Below are 18,720 nucleotides of genomic sequence, written 5' to 3'. Positions count from 1 at the left end.
CCATTCGGGCCGACCGAGGAGACTGGAGTTACCACGCTTCAGATTCGCCGGAGGGTCCGAATGAACATCCATAAGGATGCCCGCCTGACGCCGCTGCGTCGAGAGGAAATGGCGCTGTCGGTGATAGAAGGCGGCGCTTCCCATTCCCAAGCGGCCTTGAAGTATGTGGTGACGGCGAAGGTCGTGACGCGTTGGATCGAGCGCTATAAAGCGGAGGGCCGAGCCGGCATGGCCGATCGGTCGATCGAGCAGAAAGGGCAAGATTTTCGGCCTGATCGGTGCGAAGTGGCCATGATCCTTTACTTTCGCTAGCTGCCATCGAGAGCCAGATCAGCCGGAAGTGACCAGAAATACGTCAGAATCAGCATCAATCCCGCCAGTCCAATGCCAACCAGATCGTGACAATTACGATCATGGCCGCGCGGCCCTTCGGCCGTTCCAAGATTTTCGCGGCCGCTGCACGATGCCCAAGGTCGGCTCCTGCGGCACTGCCGCCTACCCCGCGAGCCTATCGTCGTCATCGACATCGCAAGGGATCCGCGGTGGGGGATTTTCGCGACCTAGTATTGGCCATACCGGCTTCGTGCTCGGCTTCTTTGACTTGTATTCGATGGCGGTGTGCGGGCACGGAGGCCGACAGCACTCTCGCTTTAGTTCAAAGTTGCCATTTGGATCGTTACAGATAGGTAAGAATTATAAGGATATTACTCTTATCGGATTCTTTGCAAAACGCGGAGATACGAAATGTCGCGTTCAAGATTCCCGGTTGACCAGCTGGCCCAGTCATTTTCCAAGGACGATGCCGACGCCGTGCGCCTGGTGCTCGACGCGGTCCCTCATCCGATATTCATCAAGGATCACCAATCCCGTTTCGTTGTTCTGAATCGTGGCATGTGCGAGTTCATGGGGCGTTCCCACGAGGAGCTAATCGGCAAGACGGACTACGACTTCGTACCGAAGGAACACGCGGATGTGTTCCGGCGCATTGATCAACTGGTGCTGGAAACTGGCGAAATCAGCGAGAACGAGGAGATCATCCGCGGGCCGCAAGGTGTGATCCGCACAGTTGTGACGCGCAAGGCGCGGGCGTTGCTGCCGACCGGTGCCCGTTTTGTGGTCGGTAGTATTACGGACATTACCAAGCTGAAGCAGCACCAAGCCTCGCTGCAGCTCCTGTTCGAGGAGAATCCGCTGCCGATGTGGGTATTCGACCTGGAAAGCCTGCGCTTTCTGGACGTCAATCAGGCCGCCATCGAGCATTATGGCTACACACGCGAGCAATTCCTCTCCAAGTCGATCCTCGACATCAGACCTCGCGAAGATATCGAGGCGTTCCATCGCATCGTCGGCACCGGCCAAGGCTCCTACCAAACCGGGCGCAGCTGGCGTCACATCAAGGCCGACGGCAGCCTGATCGACATCCTCGCCTATTCCAAGCCGATCGACTATGACGGCCGCGCGGCTTTCATGGTCGCTGTCATGGACGTGACGGAGCGGAAGCGAGCGGAAGACGACCTTCGGCGCACCAGGGAGTTCCTGGACACAGTCATCGAGAACATTCCGGTCATGCTCTTCGCCAAAGAGGCGGGACAGCACCGCTACGTCCTGATGAACCGGGCGGGCGAGGAACTGCTCGGTATCCCTCGAGCGGAGCTGATCGGCAGGACCGACGCCGAGCTGTTTTCGCCAGAGGAGGCCGAGTCATTCTTCATTCGTGACCAGGAGGCTTTGCGCTCCGGTTCCGTGCAAATCGCCGCGGAAGAGAAGATCCCCACGCGGCACAAAGGCGTGCGCGACCTCGCAACCCGACGGCTGGCTGTCGAGAGCCAGGATGGCACGTCGAAATACCTGCTTACGGTCGCGGAAGACATCACCGAGCGCAGGCGAGATGCCGCGCGGATCGCCTACATGGCCACACATGACGTGCTGACCGACCTTCCCAATCGAGCGGCACTCGTCGAGCAGCTCGAGTTCACGCTCGAGCGGGCGAGCTCCGGGCGCGAGTCGTTTGCCGTCATGCGTCTTGACCTCGACGGCTTCAAGGAAGTCAACGACGTCTACGGACCGGGGGTGGCGGACGCTCTGCTTGGCCAGGTGGCGAAGCGCCTTGCCGTAACCGCGGGCAAGCACTTCGCTGCGCGGACAGGCGGCAACGGGTTCACCGTGATCGTCAGCGAAGGTCCGCATCCCGCGGTCGCTGTAGAGCTGGCCGACCGCCTGCTGGCGACGATCGCCGATGTTTTCGATGTCGAAGGCCACGCACTGCGGGCTGGGCTCAGCATCGGTATCGCCTTCTTTCCTGACGATGCGACCGACATCACAGCTCTTTTGAGCAATGCTCAGGCAGCGCTTGATCGCGCAAGAGCCGACGGCCGTAGTGTCTTCCGGATATTCGAAGCCGACATGGATCGCAAGCTGCGCGAACGCCGTGCTCTCGAACAAGACTTGCGATCCGCACTGGCAGGTGGCGAATTATTCCTGCACTATCAGCCGCAGGCGGGCATGGCCGGCGAAATCGTCGGGTTCGAAGCTCTGATCCGGTGGTCCCACAAGGACCGAGGGATGATCCCACCCGCCGAATTCATTCCGGTGGCCGAAGAGAGTGGACTGATCGTGCCCATTGGAGAATGGGTGCTGCGGGAGGCATGCCGAGAGGCGGCTTCGTGGACCAAGCCCGTTCAGGTTGGCGTCAATTTGTCTCCCGTGCAGTTTCGCCAGGGCGATCTGCCTGGCCTGGTGCATTCGGTCCTGCTGGAGACGGGGCTCGATCCAAAGCGGCTGGAGCTGGAAATAACCGAGAATGTGCTGTTCGACGACTTCTCGCGGGCAAGTTCGATCCTCAGGCGGCTGAAATCGCTCGGCGTGAAGATCGCCCTGGACGACTTCGGAACCGGCTATTCGTCGCTTTCCTATCTTCAGTCTTTCCCCTTCGACAAGATCAAGATCGACAAGTCCTTCGTCTGGATGATCGAGAAGAACCCGCAATCGGCCGCCATAATTCGTGCGATCGTGGGGTTGGGACGAGGCCTGTCGATGCATATCATCGCGGAGGGCGTCGAGACATTGGAGCAGTTGAGCTTTCTTAGCGAAGAGGGCTGCAATGCTCTGCAAGGCTACCTGATCGGACGCCCCTATCCAATTGAGGCATACGCGAATGAGGTCGGCAGACCCGCAGCGCTGGCGGGCAGCGCGCGCCCTCGCCGCAGACGGTAATCGAGGCGAGAGGGAACCCCTTCTCTCGCCGAATCCTCACGGGCGGACGCGGATGATCGTTTTCCCCGCGCGCCGCTCAGTCGAATTGAACGTGGCGACAGCATCATCGAGGCTCGAGACCTTGCCGATGTTCGTCCGCAGTCTTCCGTCCCGGACCCGCTGAACTATCTCGGATAGTTGCGCGTGATCAGCCTCGACGACGAAGTCAATCGCCAGGCCATCCGCGGGTCGAACATCCGTTGGTCCGACGACTGTCACGAGCGTTCCTCCGGCCCGGATCAGAGTTGCGGACCGCTTCTGGATATCCCCGCCGATGACATCGAACACCAGATCGATCCTGCCGACATCCTCCAGGGAGTCGTTCCCGAGGTCGACGAATTCATTTGCACCGAAGTCGAGCGCCTTCTGACGGTCGGCGGCGCGGCCGGTGCCGATGACATAGGCGCCGGCTTCCCGCGCAAGCTGCGTCACGACCGAACCGACGGCACCGGCCGCGCCGTGCGCAAGCACGCTCTGCCCTGCCCGAAGGCGGCCATGCTGAAACAGACCCTGCCATGCGGTCAGGCCCGAGATCGGCAGACTCGCGCCCACCGCGAAGTCGACATCGCCGGGCAGTGGCGCGAGATTGCGTGCTTCCATGGCGACGTACTCAGCAAGTGTACCGTCGCGATGCCAGTCCGACAGGCCGAACACCCGTTGACCGATCGACAGCCCCGTGGTGCCGTAGCCAAGCGCGGAGACCACACCGGCCAATTCATGGCCGAGGATCGATGGCGTCCGGTCACGGAAGGCCCGATCCGCCCAGGTCGAAGGCCACTCCAGTTCGGTGTTGACGAAGCCCGCCGCATGAACCTGTACGACGACGTCGTTTATCGCTGCCTGTGGTTTGGGCCGCTCCACCAGCTTCATTCCGGCCGTTCCCGCGGCCTGGTCCGTCACGACGATCGCTTTCATGGGAATTGTCTCCTCGTTCGCTCAACGCGTCGACGCTCGCCGACTTCACATCCTGAATGGTCTGTCTGGGCACTCGTAGTGTGCAGCCTTCCGGTATCTGGCAACATGTCTTGGAGTTCGCCGAGGCGCAGTATCATATAGGTGAGCATTTTGTGCGGGCCCATCATGAATCCGCGGACCGACCTGTTCGTAGTCCAGGCTATGGGACAGAGTTTTCCTATCACCGTCAGCGAGGTTGTCGCGCCGGAAGACTAGAACGATTGCGTCACATCCAGTCATCCGCAGTCGATTCGATAGCAGACGCCACCCGACGGTCAGCGCGTTATTCTATCCTCCGAAGCCCGCCTGTGTCGGCAGCCAGAGCGACAGTTCCGGGAACAGCCAGACCATGAACAGGCCGAGGATCAACAGCACGACGTAAGGCATGATGCCGCGGATCACCTCGGCCAGTGGCGCGCCGCTGATGGCCTTGATGACGAACAGGTTCATGCCGACCGGCGGCGTGATCAGCGCCAGCTCCAGGTTGATCATCAGCATGACGCCGTACCAGACTGGATTGATGTCGAGCGCGGTCATGGCCGGCAGGATGATCGGGGTGGTGATCAGGATGATGGCGATGGTTTCCAGGAACATGCCGAGGATGAAGATGGCCAGCATCACCGCCAGGATGAAGCCGGCCTGCGACAAGCCCATGGCGGCCACGCTCTCCATGATCTCGGCCGGAAGCCGCACGATCGTCACCGCATGGCCGAAAAGGCCGGCGGCGGCGATGATCATGAACAGCATGGCGCTGGTGCGCATGGTCTCGAAGGTCACGTCGATGAGGTCGCGCAGCGTCACGTTGCGATAGACGAGCAGCGCCACGGCCAACGCATAGGCCGCGCCCACGGCGGCGGCCTCGGAAGCGGTGAAGATGCCGAGATAGATGCCGCCGAGGATGATCGGCGGCATCATTACCGCCCAGATAGAGTTCCACAGCGCCCGGCCGATGGCAGGCAGGCCCGGCCACTCCGCGGCCCTGACGTCGCCATGCGCGCGCGCCTGAAACCAGCTGTAGCCGGCAAAGATCGCCGCCATCATCAGGCCCGGCACGAGACCAGCAAGGAAAAGCGCCCCAATCGAGGCGTTGGTGACGATGGCATAGAGGATCATCGGCCCGGAAGGCGGGATCAGGATGCCTAGCGTGCCGCCGGCGGCGATCACCCCATAGGTGTCGCGCGGCCGGTAGCCGAAGCGTTTCATCTGCGGGATCGATGCGGAGCCGATGGTCAGCGCGGTGGCGACCGACGAGCCGGAAATCGTCGCGAAGATGGTGCAGGACAGGATGGTGGCGAAGCTCAGCCCGCCGCGCAAGTGGCCGACCAGCTTGTTGGCCATGTCGTAGAGATCGTCGATGACCTTCGCCTTGATCATGATATGCGCCATGAAGGCGAACATTGGCAGTGTGGCGAGCAGCGGGTTGTCCAGGCTGGAGAAGATGGTGTCGGCCATGCTCATGACGTTGTGCTCGAGCAGGGCCATGACGATCAGTGAGGCGAGGCCGAGCGCGCAGAAGATCGGCATGCCGGTCATCAGCAGGGCGATCAGCAGAGCGAGGATGACGAGGATCATGCGCCTGTCCTCGCGACAAGCAGCTGCGCGATCTTGAGCACTGCGACCAGTCCCAGCAGGGCCGCGCCTGGTAGCATGGTTGCCTGGGGGATCCACATCGGCATTTCGAGATAACCGGTCGAATAGTCGCCGAAGCGCCAGGAGAAGGCGACGGTGCGCCAAGCGGTGAACAGGAACACCGCCGAGAACACCAGCACGCAGGCATAGGCCCAAAGGTCGAGCAGCCAGCGCGTGCGCCCACGCATGGCGTTGGTGACGAGGTCGATCTGGATGTGCTCGCCGCGGCGCAGCGTCTCGGCGGCGCCGAACATGACGATCGCCACGACCAGGAAGCCGGTTGCCTCGTCGACGCCGCGCATCGGCTTATCCAGCCCGTAGCGCATGAAAATGCTGACCAAGGTCAGCGCCAGCACGAAGACGATGATGGCGCCACTGACCGCGCCGCAAAGCATGGACAGGCGTTCGATGATCTTAAGCAGGCCGGTGGCGGCTGGCGCCTCCACCTTGTTGTCTTCGCCCGGAATCATGTGCCGCTACTGCAGCTTGGCGATGAGTTCGAGCAGCTTCTTGCCATCCTCGCCGGTCTGCTCGGCGAAAGCCTTATCGAAGGCCGGTCCCATGGCGGCCTTGAAGGCCGCGTTCTCGGCGTCGGTGGCGATGTGAACCTTGACGCCCTTGCCCTCCAGTTCGCCCGGCGCGCTCTTGGCCGCTTCCTGCGAGGCCTCGATCGCCCAGCCCGCGGCCTCCTCGCCGGCCTTCTTCAGGGCCGCTTTCGACTTGTCGCTCAGGCTGTCATAGAAGGCGGGGTTGAGATAGCCGTGGGCGTAGGCGGCGAGCACCGGCGTCACCGTCATATGGTCCTGGACCTCGTAATATTTGCGCGACCAGGCGGCGGCGACATCGGTGACGCCGGCATCGATGACGCCGGTCGACAGCGCCTGGTAGACTTCCGACCCGGGCAGCGTCGCCGGCGAGGCGCCCATGGCGACGAGGCCCTGATCGAAGGGGCCGCCAAGACCGCGGATCTTGATGCCCTTGAAGTCGGCGGGCGCAATGAGCGCCCGGCCCTTCGAGGTGAACACGCTGGTGTTGGTCTGGAACAGCCAGGCGACGTTCTTAACGCCCTTTTCGGAGAGCTTCTCCTCGAGGAAGGCGGCCGCCTCGGAGGTCGGCCACTTCTTCCACGCATCGATCGACGACATGGTGTAGGGGCCGATGGTTACGTTCATGAGCGGCAGCGTCCTGCCCCACTGGAAGTTGAGCGAGAAGGCGCATTCGATATCGCCCTTGGCCACCGCCTGGATGTTGTCGTTGGCCTTGACCAGGCTGTCGGCGCCGAACACCTGCACGTCGAGTTCGCCGTCGGAAAGCTTCTCCACCTCCGCCGCCCATTTGTCGATCACGACGGCGATGTGGTGCGCCGGCGGCAATTGGTGGCTGCAGCGCATCTTGGTCGCCGCATTGGCGTAGCCGCCGAGCGCGGTGGTTACCGCCAGAGCGGCGGATATTCTGATCAGCATGGTCATTGTCTTCCTCCCGTTTGACCGTTTTGTCTTGCGGCGCGGGGCGCCGTATTCCTGCCTCCCTGCAGTCACGCCGCCGCGCGGCCGGGCAACCCTGCCCGGGCCAGGCCGCCATGCAGCGGCTCGTCAGGCATTTCCGATTCCGGTATTTTTCGCACTGCCAGCAGCTTCGGCATGTCGATGCCGGTGGCAAAACCCTTCTCTTCGCACAGGAACACCAGATCCTCGAACACCACGTTGCCGGTCGCGCCCGGCGCGAACGGGCAGCCGCCCAGTCCGCCGAGCGAACCGTCGAGAATATTGGCGCCAGCATCGAGCGCGGCGGCGGCGTTGGCGATGCCCATGCCGCGCGTGTCGTGGAGATGCACCGCCACCGGCCGGCCGGCGGCGAGCCGGACCACCCGCGCCGTCAGTTCGGAGACCGCCCTGGGGCCGGCATAGCCCACCGTGTCGGCGATGCCGACCACGTCGGCGCCAGCCTCCAGGCAGCGTTCGACAAGACGCACCACCTCGTCGGGATCGACGGCGCCGGCGATCGAGCAGCCGAGCGCCATGGCGATGCCGGCATTCACGATCGCCTTGTGGCCGCGTTCATCGCGCAGCCGGGCGGCCGCGCGCACGAGTTCGACCGCGTCGGTGCGTGACCGGCGCATATTGGCCTGACTGTGTTCTTCCGTCGCCGAGACGACACAGACGACTTCGTCGACCGCGGTATCGAATGCTTCGGTCAGGCCGCGTTCGTTCAGCGCCAGAGCCGCCGAGCGCGCGCCTTCGAGACGCGAAACCGCATCGATCAGATCGCGCAGGTCGGCAAATTGCGGCATGCGGCTCACCGGCAGGAACGAGCCCACCTCGAAATGGCGCACGCCGGCGGCATATTCGCCCGCCAGCCAGTTCAGCTTGGCGTCGGTGGACGGCCAGGATTTGACCAGTTGCAGCCCGTCGCGCAGGCCGACTTCGCGAAGACTTGCCCGCCCGGCGGGATATGCTGAGGCAGCCCGGTTCATGCCGCTTGCCGCGATGCGCCACGCGCCTTGCCGATGCCTTCGGCGTCGAACCCCAGCGAGCCCAGCACTTGATCCGTGTCCTGTCCCGGCGCCGGCACGTCGCCGCCACCCGTCAACATCAGCCCGTCGACCTGGAACGGCAGCGCGGGTGCGCGGAAACTTTGACCATCGGGCAACCTCGACGTCGCCAGCCCTCCCGGCCGCATGACATGCGGGTCCGAATACATGTCCGACGGCCTGGCGATCGGCGAGTAGGGAATGCCGAGCCGTTCGAAGTCCGTGCCGAGTTGTGCCGATTGCCGCGATGCGATGGCTTTGGCAACGACCGGGATGGTGCGGTGGCGCGCGTCGATCTGATCCATGCGCGCCTGCAATCCAGGGTCAGCGAGCAACTCGTCGAGTTCAAGCAGCCGGCAGAGCGCCGCCCATTGCCCCTCGGTTACCGCGCCGACAAACATCTGGCGACCATCGGCGGTGTCGAAGATGTCGTAGACCGGCCAGGAGAAGGTTCTCTCCGGCATCGGCGGCGGGTCCACGCCCTCGAGGTCGAATTGCACCATGTGCTGCGCGACCAGCAGCAGACAGTTCTCGAACAGGCCAACCCGCAGGCTGCGTCCCTTGCCGGTCTCCTTGCGTTCCAACAGCGCGGCCAGGACCGAAAAAGCTCCAAACAGACCACCCATGATGTCGTTGGCCGAGGAGCCGACCCGCAGTGGCCGCCCGGTCGGCCCGGTCATGTAGGCGAGGCCCGTCATCATCTGGACCACTTCGTCGAGCGCCGTGCGGTCCTGGTAGGGACCGCTCAGGAAACCCTTGTGCGAGGCCAGTATCAGCCTGGGGTAGCGTCGGCGCAGGTCTTGCGGGTCGGCGCCCATTTTCGCCAGTGATGCGTCGCGGAAATTGTCCACGAACACGTCGGCCGTCGCCAGCAGCGCATCGAGCGCGCGGCGCCCCGCTTCCGCCTTCAGATCGAGCTGGATCGACTTCTTGCCGCGGTTGAACAGGGGGAAGAACGGTCTTCCCATGCCGGTAAGATCACGCGTCTTGTCGCCTTCCGGCGGCTCGACCTTCACCACCTCCGCGCCCAGCATGCCGAGGAACATGCCGCAGGATGGTCCCATGATCATGTGGCTCATCTCGACCACCCTGATACCCGCCAGGGGCCGGAAGCTCTCGTCCATCTCAATCTCCTCCGGCATCAGGCTAGCGTTGCCGAAGGCATCGTGAAATTATAATGTTTATAATTTAGCTTTCGAAAAATCAGAAGCCACGATGGACTCGCGTCAACTCCGCTACTTCGCCGTCATCTATGAGCAGGGCACGCTATCCAACGCGGCCGAGACCTGCCGGGTCGCCGTGTCCGCGCTCAGTTACCATCTTGCCAATCTCGAGACGGAACTCGGCACCCCACTTTTCGTGCGCAAGCCGCGCGGCTTGCGGCCCACAGCGGCCGGCGAGCGCCTCTACGTCCATGCCAAGTCGATCCTGAAGGCCATGTCGGCCGCCGAGAAGGACATTCGCGAGGCCGGCGGCGAGGTGTCCGGCGAAGTCTCCGTCGGTATGGCCTATTCGGCTGTCAAGGCGATCGGCGTCGATCTCGCACGGTGCATCGTCACGAACTTTCCGAAAGTCCAGCTGTCACTGTCTGAAAGCCTGTCGGGCTCGACTTTGATGCATCTTATGACATCCGAAGTGGACATCGCGCTGGTTTACAACCCACCTACTGACCCGCGCCTGAAGGCACAGGCCGTGCTGGAAGAGCAGATGGTGCTGGTAGGAACCCGGGCGATCATAGGCGACAGCGATGCGCCGGTTCGTTTTGCCGAGGTTCTTGATCTGCCGATGATCCTCCTGAGACAGGGCGTCTCGGCCCGTGCCCTAATGGACGACACGAACCTGCTCAAGAAACTCGAAGGGCGCGCAAAGCTGCAGATGAACTCGGTCCACGCCATCGGTGCTTCGCTGGCTGCCGGTCTCGGCTGCGCGATCGGCACCAAACTCTTCATGTATGAACATATTGAAAGCGGTTTGCTGCACTATCGCCCGATCGTCGAGCCCGACCTGTCGCGAACCCTCTATGTCTGTGAAATGGCCGACCAGCCTGCGACATACGCGCTGGAAGCGGTTCGGCGCGAGATTCTGGACCTCGTGCGCTGCTCGGTCGCGGAAAAGCGCTGGGAAGCACGCATGGTGATGCCGTAATCCTAAGGTTCGCGCCGGCGCTCGGCCGCGGCCGCGGCCGCGGCCGCGAGATGAAATGCACACCCATCGATCGTCAGGTTCCCGGCGAGAAAAAAGCGTTGCATGGGGGATATCGTGCGTTGATGGCTTCGCCTGTCCAAGGAAGAAAGCATTAGCCGACTTCCTGGACTCCCTGTCTAGCGCGTATGAAGTGTGGGTGAAGGCGACGCCGTCGAGGGGCAAAATATGCTACTTCGGGTGTCGTCGATCGCGGCTTTCGACCGCGTTCATCGAGCAGCGAAACGATAGATCCCTCCCGAGGAGCCTGACTTGACCACAACCACCCCCAAAACCAGGCTCGCGCTGATCACCGGCGCCGGCGCGGCCGACGGCATCGGCTTTGCCATTGCCCGCCGGTTTGGCCAGGCCGGGCATGCGGTTTTCCTGACCGGCGCCAGCGCGCGGGTACTGGAGCGCGCCCTCGAGCTTCGCGGCGAGGGCATCGATGCCACGGCCGCGGTCGCCGATCTCACCATTGCCGCGGAGGTGGAGCGGCTGCGGGCCGAGGTCGGCGCTGTCGATATCCTGGTCAACAATGCCGGCATGGGATCGCTGGCGTCGCCGTCCGTCGACAAGACGTTCCTGGCGATGAGCGAGGCCGAGTGGGACCAGGGCATCGAGACCAGCCTGAAGACCGCGTTTCTCGTCACCAGGGCGTTTCTGCCGGCGATGGTCGAAACGGGGTATGGGCGCATCGTCAATGTCGCATCGGTGACCGGGCCGCTGGTCTCCTACCAGGGCACCGCCGCCTATTCCGCGGCGAAGGCCGGGATGGTCGGCCTGACCCGGACATTGGCGCTGGAAATGGCGCGGCACGGCGTCACCGCCAACGCCGTGGCGCCTGGCTGGATCGAGACAGGGGCGTCGAGCGAGGCGGAGCGGATAGCGGCCCGGCATGCGCCGCCGGGCCGCGCCGGCCGGCCGGATGAGGTCGCGGCGGCGGTCGTGTTCCTGGCCTCCGAGAGCGCCAGCTACATCAACGGCGCCTTGCTGGTGGTCGACGGCGGCAACAGCCTCGAGGAACGCAAGGGATAGACCTCGCGGCCTTATGCCTGGATGGATTTCGACCCTCAGACGTAATTCCTTCCACCCGGAATGAACCGTGATCTCTCTCGGGTGAAATTTCCTCGCGGCCAGTCTGGACCCGCCAGGCACCTTCCCGCTTGACTCAATCATCAGTCTGCACTAATCATAAGTCATGACTGTTGATAGTGCACAGCTTGCCGCCCTGGGCGACCCGACCCGAAGGCAGATTTTCGAGCTGATCGCGGAGCGGCCGCGCTCGGTGGCGGAGGTCACGCGGCAGGTCAGCGTGTCGCAGTCCGCGGTGTCGCAGCATCTGAAGGTGCTTCGGGATTCGCGGCTGGTGCGCGCGGAGCCGAAGGGCGCCAGCAACGTCTACCACATCGATCCGCACGGGCTTGGCCAGATGCGCGCCTGGCTCGACCGGTTCTGGAGCAAGACGCTCGCGGCCTACAAGCTGGCCGTCGAAACCCCACCAGAGGAGTGACCATGAACACCCAGATCCCCATCGCGTCGGTAAAACAATCCGTCGTGGTCGAGGCGCCGATCGAGCGCGCCTTCAAGGTTTTCACCGAGGATTTCGGCAGCTTCAAACCGCCCGAGCACAATTTGCTTGTAGCCGAGATCGCCGAGACGGTGTTCGAGCCTCGGGTCGGCGGCCACGTCTATGACCGCGGCGTCGATGGCAGCGAGTGCCGCTGGGCGCGAGTGCTGGCCTATGAGCCGCCCAACCGCGTGCTCCTGAGCTGGGACATCAGCCCGCAATGGCGCATCGAGACCGACCTGGCCAGGACCAGCGAGTGGGAGGTGCGGTTCACCGCCGAAACGGCTGAGCGCACCCGCGTCGAGATCGAGCACCGCAAGCTGGAGCGCCATGGCCAGGGCTGGGAAGGCGTCCGCGATGCCGTCGCCGGCGATCAGGGCTGGCCGCTCTACCTGCAGCGCTATGTCGAGCTGGTTGCACGGCAGGCCTGACCGCGACTTTTAGAGGCGCTTCGCCGGATAGGCGGTCAGGGCACCACGCCCCTGCACGCCCAGGCGACATTGGCGAACGATCTCGGCCCGTCCGGTCGCCCGGCCTGATAGGCATCGCGGACGGCAGCCTCGGTGCGCTCGCGCTCGGTTGCCTCCAGCGTGATCATGTATTTGCCGAGCGGACCCTCGCCGGCTGCTATCGGCGCCCAATAGTCGGCGAAGTCCTGGTAGTCCATGCGGATCATCAGCTCGGTCTCGGTCACGTCGGCCAGCCCCTGCTCGATGAAGGTCCGCTTCATTTCACCGGGCTGCATCATCGGCTGGAAGCAATAGCGGCTGCGCAGTTGGCGCCCGCCTTCGCCGAGCGCGGCAACCGTGTCGATCATCATGCGCATGCCCGCCATGCCGCCGAGATGGTCCCACACCACGGCCGCGACCACGCCGCCCGCCCGCGTAACGCGACGCATTTCGGCAACCGCCTTGCCGGATTCCGGCACGAAGTGAAGCACCAGCAGCGCCAGCGCGCGGTCGAACGCATTGTCCGCGAACGGCAAGGCGGTGGCGTCCGCTTGCTTGATTTCGATGCGCGGATCGGTGTTGCGCCGCCTTGCCGCCTCGACGAAAACAGGTGAAAAGTCGATTGCCGCGATCGCCGCGAGTTCGGCGGATTTCGCCAGCTCGAACGTCAGGCTGCCGGTACCGCAGCCGACGTCGAGGATCTTTTCGCCAGGGGCAAGACCGGCGAAGCCGATGAAGCTGGGCGCGAGCTTTCGACTCCAGCGGCCCATGAGTTGCTCATAGCCGGACGCGTCATGAACGGTGAAACTCGATGTCATATGCCCCTCCCCTTGGCTGGCGGCGCAGGCTAGACCTCAATCAGGATGAAGCCAAGACGCGGGGAGCACGGTGGATGCCTGCATCCAGGGCGGGTCAAAAAGGCCGGCCGGCAGTTTTGCCGGTCTTTATGAGACGCCCCTTGAACGTCGCCACACTTTCCTTTTCACCAGCGGCCATTCCAGCTTGGCGATCGGATAGCGCCCTCAAGACGAAGGAATATGCGGCTCCTCCACCAGGTAAAACCGGTCCTTCGGCGAGAAATCCGTCACCAGGAACGAAAACGAGGCGGTTTCGAGCGGGTCTACCTTGCCTTTGCGGAACAGCAGCCTGTCATAGGGCTCGAAATCGCGTTTGAATTCGGCGAAGCTGTCGGACTTGATCATGCCGTGCTCGCGCTCAGCCTGGTCGAATGACAGCCCGTCGCCATAATCGCTCGGCCTGTTCATGATCGACTGCAGCTCGAATTCGAATTCGATCCAGGCGTCACCGCTGTTGTTGAGGGCGACGATCTTCAGCGGAAGGAAACCGGTCGTGTAGTCGCCGGAGGTTCCGAACGGCTGGATCGGCCTGGCGGCCCGTATGGTCAGCGTAACCGGGTCCGCCGTCTCCAGTTCCTCGGTGACCACGATCGGATCAGCGCGCGTTCCGGCGCCCCTGGCCGAGAGGATCCTGAAACCGCCGAGCTCGTCGGAGAACGAGTAGGCGCCGGCTTGGACCATCCTGGCCCCGTCCGCCTCGGCGCGCGGGCAGCTTGCGGCCAGCAAAGCCGCACACACCTGCACACAGCGCAAGCCTGGACCCGTCATGGTTCGAGTATGAACGACAATTGCCCAGCCGCATACTGGAATGACATGGCGTGAGGGGATGGCGGCCTATTGGCCGGCTGAAACAACGATGCTGCCTCAGCCCCCCACCCGCCCCACGCTCTCCCGCTCCACCAGCGGGCATTCGAGCTTCGTAATGGGATAGCGCCCCCGTCCCGCCACCGCGGGCGCTTCCAGCTGCTCGATCGCCCATTGGCCCATGGCCATATGCGGCAGGATCGAGGTGGTCAGCGGCGGGAACAGATGCCGGGCGATTTCCTCGTCGTCGTAGCCGACGACCGAAATGTCGGCGGGAATGTGCAGGCCGGCTTCCTTCAGCGCTTCGTAGCAGCCGATCGCGGTGCGGTCGTTCTGGCAGAAGATGGCGGTGGGGCGATCCTTCAGGGCCAGCAGCTTGACGGTCGCGGCGTAGCCGGCGCTGGCCGACCAGTCGCCCTCGACCACCAGTTCGGGGTCGAACGGGATGTCGGCGGTGGCGAGCGCGCGGCGGTAGCCTTTCAGGCGGTCCTGCGCGGCCTGCATCCAGGGTTCGCCCGTAATGGTGGCGATGCGGCGGTGGCCGTGGCTGATCAGGTGACGCGTCGAGCTCTGGCCGCCGGCGATCTCGGACGGCACCACGGCGGGGAAGGCGTAATCCGATGTGTAGCAGTTGAGCAGGATCACGGGGATGTCGAGGCCGTAGAGGAAGTCGGGCGCCGTGATCTCGCGGGTGAAGATGGTCATGTAGATCAGCGCCGAGATGCCGCGCTTGGTGAGGGCTGCGATGGCCCGCGGCTCCATCACGGCGTCGCCCATGGTCTGCGCCACCAAAAGCACGTTGCCGGCATTCCACGAGGCCTGGCGCGCGCCCTCGATGGCGACAACGGCTTCCGGGCTGGTGGCCAGCTGGTCGACGGCGAAGCCGATCACGCCGTCAAGTCCATCGAAGGTCCCCTCGAAAGCGGTAGCGGGCTTGTTCAGCGCCGAGAAGGCAGGGGCGCTGTAGCCGAGCGCCCGCGCCGCCTCGATCACCCGCTCGCGGGTCTGCTGCGACAGGCGGATGCCCGGCGAATTGTTGAGCACGAAGGAAACCGTCGCCTGCGAGCAGCCTGCGGCACGCGCAATGTCGGTCATGGTGACGCGGCCCTTGGGCTTTGCCGCCGCCTTGCGGCGCTTCGCGGTTGCGGTGGCCGGATGATCCGTCGTCTCGCTCATGCAGCAGATGTCCCCCGATCCCCAGCCTGTCTAGCGACGGCCTGCCGGGCCGGCAAGATGGCGTGACGCCGCCGGTTCGCGGGCGCATCGATTTCGTTTATAACTATTATCATACTTGTGGTCCATCGCTCGTGCAGGCTCGGGCCTCGAAAAATCCCGAGATCGCAGGGCTCCGGCTTGGTGTACGGGGATCACAGCATCCGGCAAATCTGTCTGGAGATGGCCTCCTCGCACTGCCACGCCAATCCCGTGCTAATAGTGTTTACTAATACAAAAATGCGCTGTACCGTCAATCCATCGCATCCGGCCCGGTCGGGTCCGGCTGCGGTGGGGAGTGTCTGTGAATGGTCCGATGGCGAGCGGATATCTGCCTCCGCCAACCTTGTCTCGCATATGTGATATGTCAGACAAATCGGACTATTTACGAATGAAGAATGGTTGTCTAAAGTCCGTGGCCGTGGCTGGGAACGACGCCAGTCTTTTCCGTGCCGGAACCCTTGAGGAGGAGGGGCGTCCAAGCCGCAAACGGCAATTTCCAGTATGCAAGACAATCCAGTGATCTAGTCCGGTCAGTCCTCCGACTGACCAAAACGGGAGGTTGAACATGAAATCCTTGATACGCAATGCATCCGTGGCCGCCGCGGCCCTGGTTGTCGGCCTGGCGGCGACGGCCATCGCACGCGCCGACGACAAGCCGACGCTGGCCTTCGTCGTCAACGGCGCTTCCGATTTCTGGAAAGCGGCCGAAGCCGGCGTCAAGAAGGCGCAGGGCGAACTGCCCGGCTACACGCTCGAACTCAAATATCCCGAACAATCCTCGGTCGCCATCCAGCAGCGGCTGATGGACGATCTGGTGACCGCCGGCGTAAAGGGCATCATGGTCTCGGCCGTTGATCCCAAGACCTCGACCGATGGTCTGAACAAGATCGCCTCGCAAACGGCATTGTTCACCACCGACAGTGACGCCCCCCAGACCAAGCGCGTCGCCTATATCGGCTCGTCCAATGTCGATGCCGGCAAGCAGGCGGCCGAAATCGCCAAGAAGGCGATGCCGAACGGCGGCAAGTGCCTGGGCTTCGTCGGCCTGCTCGGCGCCGACAATGCCAAGGAGCGCATCCAGGGCATGAAGGATGGCCTCGCCGGCACCAAGATCGAACTGATCGACGTGCGCGGCGACGACATCGACCAGGCACGCGCCAAGAAGAATGTCGAGGACGCGCTGGTCGCCAGCCCCGATGTCACCTGCATGGTCGGCTTCTACTCCTACAACACGCCGCGCATCTATGAAGCGCTGCGCGACGCCGGCAAGCTCGGCTCGATCACCGTCGTCGGCTTCGATGACGATCCGATCACGCTGGGCGGCGTCAAGGAAGGCACCATTGCCGCCACCGTCGTGCAGCAGCCCTTCGAATGGGCCTATCAGGGAATGAAGCTGATGGCCGCCTATCTCAAGGGCGACAAGTCGGGCATCCCGGCCGGCAATCTGATCATTATCCCGACCAAGATCATCGGCAAGGATGATGTCGACGCCTATGCCAAAAATCTGAAGGCGATGGCTGGAAACTAAGACCACGGACAGTTCAGCCGGCTCAACTCGCTTGAGCCGGCTGTTCGCATTGACGAACCCTGCCGGGATCGTCAGTCTGCAGAACGGGCCGCTTTGGCTCACCGGCTGCTGTCAGGCATGATGAATTATTCCGACACATCCATCGCGGCGACCACTCCGTTCCTCAGCCTCGAGAACGTGCGCAAGACCTATCCGGGCGTCGTGGCGCTCGACGGGTTTTCCATGGAGGTCAGGCCGGGCGAGGTCATCGGCCTTGTCGGCGAGAATGGCGCGGGCAAGTCGACGCTGATGAAGATCCTCGGCGGCGTCACCACGCCTGATACCGGCACCATCACCGTCGACGGCACCGCCCACAAGGACCTGACGGTCGAAGGCAGCCTGGGTTCCGGCATCGCCTTCGTCCACCAGGAACTCAACCTGTTCGAAAATCTCGACGTCGCCGCCAACATCTTCTTCGGCCGCGAACCGCTGCGTGCCGGGCCGCTGAGGCTGGTCGACCGCGGGAAACTACGCGAAATGGTGGCGCCGCTGCTGAAGCGCGTGGGCGCCAATTTTTCCGCCGACACGCAGGTCGCGGATCTCTCGCTGGCGCAGCAGCAGATGGTCGAGATCGCCAAGGCGCTGTCGATCAAGGCCCGGCTGGTCATCCTCGACGAGCCGACATCGAGCCTGCCGCTCGCCGAAACCGACAAGCTGCTCGACGTCATCAAGGCGCTGAAGGCCGACGGCATCAGCGTCATCTTCATTTCGCACCGCCTGCACGAGATCGAGCGCGTCGCCGACCGGGTCGTCGTGCTGCGCGACGGCATGCTGGCCGGCACGCTGGGCAAGCGCGACATCAACCACGACCAGATGGTCAAGCTGATGATCGGCCGCATGCTGAAGGAACGCGAGAAGGCCTCCGAGGCCGCGCGAGCCCCTGGTGCCGTCGCGCTGTCGGCCAAGGCGGTCCGCACCCCCACCTACCCCAGCCGGCCGGTCGATCTCGACGTCAGGCGTGGCGAAATCCTTGGCCTTGCCGGCCTTGTCGGCTCCGGCCGCACCGAACTGGCGCGGGTGTTCTTCGGCATCGAAGCCAGCCTTGGCGGCACGCTGGAACTCAACGGCAAGCCACTTGCACTGGCCAGCGCGGCGGACGCCGTCGCGCAAGGCATTTTCCTCGTGCCGGAAGACCGCAAGCTGACCGGCATCCTGCTCGACCTGTCGATCGCGCAGAATATTTCACTGCCCAATTTGCCCGCGCATGCGAAGCGCACGCTGGTCTCCAACAGCGCGGAAGTCGCTACCGCCGAGAAGCAGAAGAAGAATCTCGGCATCAAGGCGCCTTCGGTGCAGACGCGCACCGGCACGCTGTCGGGCGGCAACCAGCAAAAGGTCGTGCTCGGCAAATGGCTGGCCATGAACCCGAAGGTGATGATCCTCGACGAGCCGACGCGCGGCATCGACATCGGCGCCAAGGCCGAGATTTACGGGCTGATGCGGGCGCTGGCGGATGCCGGCGTCGCCGTGCTGATGATCTCCAGCGACATGGAAGAAGTGATCGGCGTGTCCGACCGCATCGCCGTCATGCATGAGGGCCAGATCTCGGGCATTCTCGACAAGGATCAGTTCAGCCAGGAAAACGTGCTTTTGCTCGCGGTGGGCAAGCCGGCAAACTAATGCATGCCGCGCAAAAGTGACCCTCGGTTTTGCGGCAACGGCATGCATAAACAAAAGCTGAAGCGCGCGACGCGCTTTAGCTAAGCGGAGAC

General features: G+C 63.5%; 16 protein-coding genes and 1 pseudogene. 8 read left to right on the top strand and 9 right to left on the bottom strand.

The annotated features are described in order from the left end of the window. Positions 1-60: 60 nt before the first annotated feature. Both FJW08_RS22165 and FJW08_RS22160 read left to right on the top strand, forming a co-directional pair. Positions 61-243 (top strand): annotated as a pseudogene (locus FJW08_RS22165) (leucine zipper domain-containing protein); the annotation flags it as partial. A 501-nt stretch (positions 244-744) separates the two neighbouring features. Then, positions 745-3,213 (top strand): EAL domain-containing protein, encoded by a 2,469-nt coding sequence (locus FJW08_RS22160; protein ID WP_140812295.1) that lies wholly within the window; start codon positions 745-747, stop codon positions 3,211-3,213. A 36-nt stretch (positions 3,214-3,249) separates the two neighbouring features. Here FJW08_RS22160 and FJW08_RS22155 read toward each other — a convergent pair whose 3' ends face one another. From FJW08_RS22155 to FJW08_RS22130, 6 genes are all read right to left on the bottom strand, one after another. Continuing rightward, a complete protein-coding gene (locus FJW08_RS22155) occupies positions 3,250-4,167 on the bottom strand; it encodes an NADP-dependent oxidoreductase (protein WP_140812294.1) in 918 nt (305 codons plus the stop codon). 327 nt (positions 4,168-4,494) lie between these two features. Then, entirely contained in the window at positions 4,495-5,778 is a 1,284-nt protein-coding gene (locus FJW08_RS22150) for a TRAP transporter large permease (RefSeq protein WP_140812293.1), read from the bottom strand. After that, positions 5,775-6,305 carry a TRAP transporter small permease gene (locus FJW08_RS22145; RefSeq protein WP_140812292.1) on the bottom strand — a complete coding sequence of 177 codons (531 nt, stop codon included), beginning with the start codon at positions 6,303-6,305 and terminating at the stop codon, positions 5,775-5,777. Before FJW08_RS22145 ends, FJW08_RS22150 begins: the two co-directional genes overlap by 4 nt. Positions 6,306-6,311: 6 nt before the next feature. Further along, positions 6,312-7,304: a TRAP transporter substrate-binding protein DctP gene (dctP, locus tag FJW08_RS22140; RefSeq protein WP_140812291.1), complete on the bottom strand. Its 993-nt coding sequence runs from the start codon at positions 7,302-7,304 to the stop codon at positions 6,312-6,314. Positions 7,305-7,369: 65 nt separating this feature from the next. Next, positions 7,370-8,308 carry a hydroxymethylglutaryl-CoA lyase gene (locus FJW08_RS22135; protein ID WP_140812290.1) on the bottom strand — a complete coding sequence of 313 codons (939 nt, stop codon included), beginning with the start codon at positions 8,306-8,308 and terminating at the stop codon, positions 7,370-7,372. Beyond that, on the bottom strand, positions 8,305-9,489 hold the full coding sequence (locus FJW08_RS22130) for a CaiB/BaiF CoA-transferase family protein (RefSeq protein WP_140812289.1): 1,185 nt from the start codon (positions 9,487-9,489) through the stop codon (positions 8,305-8,307). The genes FJW08_RS22135 and FJW08_RS22130 overlap by 4 nt, the downstream gene beginning before the upstream one ends. Positions 9,490-9,580: 91 nt before the next feature. On the opposite strand from FJW08_RS22130, the gene FJW08_RS22125 reads away from it, so the two are divergent. From FJW08_RS22125 to FJW08_RS22110, 4 genes are all read left to right on the top strand, one after another. Next, positions 9,581-10,510, top strand: coding sequence for a LysR substrate-binding domain-containing protein (locus FJW08_RS22125; protein WP_140812288.1), 930 nt, complete (start codon positions 9,581-9,583; stop codon positions 10,508-10,510). 309 nt (positions 10,511-10,819) lie between these two features. After that, complete coding sequence (locus FJW08_RS22120; RefSeq protein WP_140812287.1) at positions 10,820-11,584, top strand: SDR family NAD(P)-dependent oxidoreductase; 765 nt, start codon at positions 10,820-10,822, stop codon at positions 11,582-11,584. Between the two features lie 163 nt (positions 11,585-11,747). After that, positions 11,748-12,059 carry a metalloregulator ArsR/SmtB family transcription factor gene (locus FJW08_RS22115; protein WP_015314540.1) on the top strand — a complete coding sequence of 104 codons (312 nt, stop codon included), beginning with the start codon at positions 11,748-11,750 and terminating at the stop codon, positions 12,057-12,059. A 2-nt stretch (positions 12,060-12,061) separates the two neighbouring features. After that, positions 12,062-12,547, top strand: a complete 486-nt coding sequence (locus tag FJW08_RS22110) for an SRPBCC family protein (RefSeq protein WP_140812286.1) — start codon at positions 12,062-12,064, stop codon at positions 12,545-12,547. A 35-nt stretch (positions 12,548-12,582) separates the two neighbouring features. Here FJW08_RS22110 and FJW08_RS22105 read toward each other — a convergent pair whose 3' ends face one another. The 3 genes from FJW08_RS22105 to FJW08_RS22095 form a co-directional block, all read right to left on the bottom strand. Then, positions 12,583-13,383 carry a class I SAM-dependent methyltransferase gene (locus tag FJW08_RS22105; protein WP_140812285.1) on the bottom strand — a complete coding sequence of 267 codons (801 nt, stop codon included), beginning with the start codon at positions 13,381-13,383 and terminating at the stop codon, positions 12,583-12,585. Between the two features lie 204 nt (positions 13,384-13,587). Further along, positions 13,588-14,103, bottom strand: coding sequence for a hypothetical protein (locus FJW08_RS22100; protein ID WP_224591167.1), 516 nt, complete (start codon positions 14,101-14,103; stop codon positions 13,588-13,590). A 183-nt stretch (positions 14,104-14,286) separates the two neighbouring features. After that, positions 14,287-15,402 (bottom strand): LacI family DNA-binding transcriptional regulator, encoded by a 1,116-nt coding sequence (locus tag FJW08_RS22095; RefSeq protein ID WP_181183009.1) that lies wholly within the window; start codon positions 15,400-15,402, stop codon positions 14,287-14,289. Positions 15,403-16,006: 604 nt separating this feature from the next. Between FJW08_RS22095 and FJW08_RS22090 the strand changes: the two genes are divergently transcribed. Both FJW08_RS22090 and FJW08_RS22085 read left to right on the top strand, forming a co-directional pair. Beyond that, complete coding sequence (locus FJW08_RS22090; protein ID WP_140812283.1) at positions 16,007-16,969, top strand: sugar-binding protein; 963 nt, start codon at positions 16,007-16,009, stop codon at positions 16,967-16,969. Between the two features lie 120 nt (positions 16,970-17,089). Beyond that, entirely contained in the window at positions 17,090-18,628 is a 1,539-nt protein-coding gene (locus FJW08_RS22085; protein ID WP_140812354.1) for a sugar ABC transporter ATP-binding protein, read from the top strand. Positions 18,629-18,720: the final 92 nt, after the last annotated feature.

Source organism: Mesorhizobium sp. B3-2-1 (genome assembly GCF_006439515.1).
Taxonomy (GTDB): domain Bacteria; phylum Pseudomonadota; class Alphaproteobacteria; order Rhizobiales; family Rhizobiaceae; genus Mesorhizobium.
Note: the sequence above shows the minus strand (reverse complement) of the source record. Positions and strands in the feature narration are given on the sequence as shown.

What these genes read in the sequence shown, in the direction of transcription:
- FJW08_RS22160 (WP_140812295.1), top strand. Translation starts at nt 745, where the DNA reads ATGTCGCGTTCAAGATTCCCGGTTGACCAGCTGGCCCAGTCATTTTCC.
- FJW08_RS22155 (WP_140812294.1), bottom strand. Translation starts at nt 4,167, where the DNA reads ATGAAAGCGATCGTCGTGACGGACCAGGCCGCGGGAACGGCCGGAATG.
- FJW08_RS22150 (WP_140812293.1), bottom strand. Translation starts at nt 5,778, where the DNA reads ATGATCCTCGTCATCCTCGCTCTGCTGATCGCCCTGCTGATGACCGGC.
- FJW08_RS22145 (WP_140812292.1), bottom strand. Translation starts at nt 6,305, where the DNA reads ATGATTCCGGGCGAAGACAACAAGGTGGAGGCGCCAGCCGCCACCGGC.
- dctP (WP_140812291.1), bottom strand. Translation starts at nt 7,304, where the DNA reads ATGACCATGCTGATCAGAATATCCGCCGCTCTGGCGGTAACCACCGCG.
- FJW08_RS22135 (WP_140812290.1), bottom strand. Translation starts at nt 8,308, where the DNA reads ATGAACCGGGCTGCCTCAGCATATCCCGCCGGGCGGGCAAGTCTTCGC.
- FJW08_RS22130 (WP_140812289.1), bottom strand. Translation starts at nt 9,489, where the DNA reads ATGGACGAGAGCTTCCGGCCCCTGGCGGGTATCAGGGTGGTCGAGATG.
- FJW08_RS22125 (WP_140812288.1), top strand. Translation starts at nt 9,581, where the DNA reads ATGGACTCGCGTCAACTCCGCTACTTCGCCGTCATCTATGAGCAGGGC.
- FJW08_RS22115 (WP_015314540.1), top strand. Translation starts at nt 11,748, where the DNA reads ATGACTGTTGATAGTGCACAGCTTGCCGCCCTGGGCGACCCGACCCGA.
- FJW08_RS22110 (WP_140812286.1), top strand. Translation starts at nt 12,062, where the DNA reads ATGAACACCCAGATCCCCATCGCGTCGGTAAAACAATCCGTCGTGGTC.
- FJW08_RS22105 (WP_140812285.1), bottom strand. Translation starts at nt 13,383, where the DNA reads ATGACATCGAGTTTCACCGTTCATGACGCGTCCGGCTATGAGCAACTC.
- FJW08_RS22100 (WP_224591167.1), bottom strand. Translation starts at nt 14,103, where the DNA reads ATGGTCCAAGCCGGCGCCTACTCGTTCTCCGACGAGCTCGGCGGTTTC.
- FJW08_RS22095 (WP_181183009.1), bottom strand. Translation starts at nt 15,402, where the DNA reads ATGAGCGAGACGACGGATCATCCGGCCACCGCAACCGCGAAGCGCCGC.
- FJW08_RS22090 (WP_140812283.1), top strand. Translation starts at nt 16,007, where the DNA reads ATGAAATCCTTGATACGCAATGCATCCGTGGCCGCCGCGGCCCTGGTT.
- FJW08_RS22085 (WP_140812354.1), top strand. Translation starts at nt 17,090, where the DNA reads ATGAATTATTCCGACACATCCATCGCGGCGACCACTCCGTTCCTCAGC.